The organism is Mycobacterium sp., assembly GCF_035603715.1.
Lineage (GTDB): Bacteria > Actinomycetota > Actinomycetes > Mycobacteriales > Mycobacteriaceae > Mycobacterium.
Genome location: NZ_DATNJW010000314.1, coordinates 1 through 2,768, shown reverse-complemented (window position 1 = coordinate 2,768; position 2,768 = coordinate 1). Strand labels below are relative to the sequence as shown.

Genomic DNA, 2,768 nt, shown 5'->3' with positions numbered 1-2,768 from the left:
GGACGCGCCGGCCGCCGCGCCGCCATCGCCGCCATCGCCATCACCGTCGCCGGGGATCCCGTCATCACCGGCAGCACCGCCGGTGCCACCGCCGCCGGCGGTCGCGTCGCCCACCGCCGCGGCTCCGCCGGTGCCGCCTTCCCCGCCCTCACCACCGTTGCCGGAGTTGCCGCCGTGGCCGTCGTGACCGAAGGTGGCCAGGCCACCGTTGCCGCCGTTGCCGCCGACACCGCCATCTCCGCCGGTGCCGCCCTGACCGCCGGTGGCCCCGGCGGTGGTCGCGGCCAACCCGGTGCCGCCTTCCCCGCCCTGACCAGCGTTGCCGCCGTTGCCGCCGGCCCCGCCGTCACCGGAGATCACCCCGCCGGTGCCGCCCTCCCCGCCGGCCCCCCCGGCCTGCCCGGTGGCGCCTTCCCCGCCGATGCCAGCCGGGCTGCTGGCGGTGGCGTCTTGGCCGGTGGCGCCCTCGAGGCCGTCACCGCCGTGACCGCCGGCCCCGCCATCACCGACCAGCGCGACATCCCCACCGGCCCCGCCGGCGCCACCATCGAGGCCGTCGCCGCCGACACCGCCATCGCCGAGCACCGCAGCCCCACCGGCGCCGCCGACCCCGGCGGCATCGGTGGCGCCGTCACCGCCATCGCCGAACCAGATTCCGCCCGCACCACCGGTCGCCTCAGCCAACGAGCCGTCGCCAATCCCATTGGCGCCGTTACCAATCAAGATGCCGGTACCACCCAGGTCCTGCCAGAGCGTGTTGAGCTGGGTGTCGATACCGGCTCCCAAAGAGTTGGTGATCCAGTCCTGCTCGAGCGTGTGCAGCAACGAGTCGAACGAACCAGCCGCCGACACCGCATCAGTCGACAGCCCAAGGGCAGCCAACGGCTCAGCCGACCCCGCCCCCAGCGCACCTAAATCCAGACCGGCCGAGGGATCGACCAGACCGGCGATCGACCCGGCGATGGAGTCGATGATGGCGTCAAGCCCGTCCGCATGGGCCGGCGGCGCAGTGGACAGCGGGCTCATGCCGAACGCCACCACGGTCCCAGCGGCCGCAACAGGGCCGACCACCCAGCCCCGCCGGCGCCCCTTTGCGGTGTGCGACCCACGATTCCGCTTGCCCGAGTGCTTTGCCATCGCTAATCTCCTGAGACGAATCTGAGAGATACCTGGGTTTTTATTATGCACTCGTAGGGAATCGCTATCCAGGTTTTCGGACGTGACATCCATAAATGCAGACATATGTGCGATTGACGACACCGACCGGCCAGCCGGCGCGGGGTAGTGCCTAATCAAGGCGGCCACAGCGGGTGAGCGATTCCCCGCTCACACATATTGAGGCCTACAGGAGTGGGCTGCCGCCGCATCTCGGCAGGCATTTCCCGGTATACCTCCACGTGTCAACGCCGCGTACTCGCCAAATACGTCGAACGGTTGATGGCAGCAAAATAGGCCGTTTCCTGTGGAAAGACCCGAGATCTGGCCGCGCGAGCGAACGATTCTCCAGTGAAATCCTGATATTCCTACTTGACGAACGTTAGTTAAGATTTACCTTAATGGCACATGAGTAAACCGTGCGCGCGGAGGCAGCGCCATGGCTGGTTCGCCCGGGCACGTGGAGGAGGTGCGCCGGAACTTCATCGACCTGCTCAGCCCAGCTGAGCTCGACATGCTCGCTGCCCTCAACGAACGAGTGCTGCGCCACCTGGGCAAAGACGACGATTCGCCGGCCGAAGACCGGCCCTCATAGCCTTCATCAGCCGTGGGCTAACTGCGCCAAGGACTTTCGACGGCTACCGATGAACGGATGGATCGTCAAGAGGGCGGCGATGATGCACAGGCGGTGCGTGGTTGGTTGGTCCCTGCGGCTCCGGTCCCTTGGCGTCCGGAATGGGGTCCGTGGGCGGCGCCGGCGCGGGCTCCTCGACCATGGGGACGTTCGCGAGCGGGGCGGCCGAAGCAGTTCCGACGGGGCCCACCAGCATCGCGCCGGCAAGTGCACTCGCGCTAACCAGACCAACGGTCACGGCGCGCACTGATTGCATCGAATGTAACGTCGCCATTTCCTCAGCGTAACGCTGGACTTCGCCAGGTTTTTGGGGATTTGCGCGTTGTCGCCCAAGCTGCACTGTCTTGTGGGCAAACCGTTACCCGGCGGACAGGTGCAACGACTGGCAAATGGGCAACGCCCGCTCCGCCAATCGGCGAAGCGGGCGTCTGGTGAGGTGAGTCTTTACAGCGGGATCCAAACTCCGAAGAAGTTGAAGCCGAACTGGTTGAACTGCGGGTTCCAGAACGGGGTCTCGTTGTAGCCCCAGTAATTGATTGGCCCGTAGTTCCACGGTCCACCGGGCGGCGGAAGCGGCCTGTCCCATGCCGGTCGCGGTGGCTCGCCAGCACCCCAGGGCGCCGGTCCGTTCCCCCACGGAGCGTTGTTGAAGTAGCCGCGGTGGTCATCGCCGTGCCATGGGCCGCCGGGACCACCGGGGCCTCCCGGACCGTGGAATCCAGGCCCACCCGGTCCACCAGGCCCGTGGTCACCCGGTCCACCGGGTCCGCCAGGTCCGTGGTCACCAGGCCCTCCCGGTCCACCGGGTCCGTGGTCACCGGGGCCGCCGGGCCCGCCAGGTCCGTGATCACCGGGGCCGCCGGGGCCACCGGGTCCGTGGCCACCCGGTCCGCCCGGACCGCCAGGCCCACCGGGTCCGGGGCCAGCTGGACCGCCCGGCCCACCCGGCCCGTGGCCGCCTCCGCCGCCCGGCTCCTGG

At 68.9% G+C, this 2,768-nt stretch carries 1 protein-coding gene and 2 pseudogenes; 1 reads left to right on the top strand and 2 read right to left on the bottom strand.

Annotated features, from left to right (window positions below):
• Positions 1–1,137, bottom strand: a pseudogene (locus tag VN856_RS13020) (hypothetical protein); the annotation flags it as partial.
• Between the two features lie 466 nt (positions 1,138–1,603).
• On the opposite strand from VN856_RS13020, the pseudogene VN856_RS13015 reads away from it, so the two are divergent.
• Positions 1,604–1,750 (top strand): annotated as a pseudogene (locus VN856_RS13015) (MarR family transcriptional regulator); the annotation flags it as partial.
• Positions 1,751–2,233: 483 nt separating this feature from the next.
• Here VN856_RS13015 and VN856_RS13010 read toward each other — a convergent pair.
• On the bottom strand, positions 2,234–2,768 hold a 535-nt coding region (locus tag VN856_RS13010; protein ID WP_325689611.1), incomplete at its 5' end, for a chitin-binding protein.